Source organism: Rothia sp. (in: high G+C Gram-positive bacteria) (genome assembly GCF_030540545.1).
Taxonomy (GTDB): Bacteria; Actinomycetota; Actinomycetes; order Actinomycetales; family Micrococcaceae; genus Rothia.
Window position 1 is genome coordinate 1 of record NZ_JAUNVZ010000084.1, and the last position, 1,173, is coordinate 1,173.

Annotated in this window: 1 protein-coding gene; it reads left to right on the forward strand. The window is 56.1% G+C overall.

All coding sequences use genetic code 11. From position 1 onward, the window contains the following. Positions 1–1,173: ABC transporter ATP-binding protein (locus Q4P78_RS09095; protein WP_303340045.1), on the forward strand; the 1,173-nt coding region annotated here is incomplete at both ends.

The following is a 1,173-nucleotide window of genomic DNA, read 5'->3' on the forward strand; positions in this document are numbered from 1 at the left end:
CGACCAAAACCGTTACGAGTTTATCCCCTGGTCAGCGACGGGCATGAGTCTGAAGGACATACTGGTCAACAATATGTATTGGTACACCACCGAGCTGATGGACCAGTACGGTGCAGCTACGGCCCTGCTTTGGATTGGGCTTTTCCTTATTGCCACCACGTTGCTCAAGACCGGCTGCTACTTTGCCTCTGTAGCCATCATGGTGCCCATGCGTACCGGTGTGGTACGTGACATCCGCAACAATGTATATCGCAAGATTATCACCCTGCCGCTCGCCTTCTTCAGCGATGAGCGAAAGGGCGACATCATAGCTCGCATGAGTGGTGACGTGGGCGAGATAGAGAACTCTATCACAGGGTCGCTCGATATGTTGATTAAGAACCCCATTCTCCTCATCTGCTACTTCGGTGTACTCATCTATACCTCTTGGCAGCTCACCCTCTTCACCCTCATTGTGCTCCCCTTGATGGGCTGGGCCATGGGACGCATCGGGCGTAAGCTCAAGCGCCAGAGCCTGGATGCACAGAACAAGTGGAGTGACATCATGTCGCAGCTCGAAGAGACCCTGGGCGGCATGCGTATCGTCAAGGCTTTTACGGCAGAGCATAAGATGCAGGCACGCTTTGAGGGCACTACGCAGGACTTTCGCAGTGCCTCCAATCGTGTGGCCGTGCGCCAGGCTTCGGCTCACCCCGTGAGCGAGTTCTTGGGCACCGTGCTCATTGTCCTTGTCTTATGGTACGGCGGTACACTCATCTTCTCCGACCATTCTCCCATTGATGCCCCGACCTTCATCTTCTACATGGTCATCCTCTACTCCACCCTCCAGCCGCTCAAGGACTTCTCTAAGGCGGGCTACGCCATCCCTAAGGGTATGGCCTCCGTGGAGCGCGTCAACAAGATACTCCACGCCCCCGACCCCATCACCGAGCCTGCGCAGCCCAAGCACATCGATGGGCTGAAATCAGAGATACGCTTCGACCACGTCAGCTTCTCTTACAACGGTACTACCCCCGTACTGCGCGACGTCAGCCTCACCGTCAAGCGGGGTCAAACCATTGCCCTCGTTGGGCAGAGCGGTTCGGGCAAGTCTACCCTCGTTGACCTCCTGCCGCGCTACCACGATGTGACGCAGGGTATCATCTCCATCGATGGCATTGACGTAAAGGATCT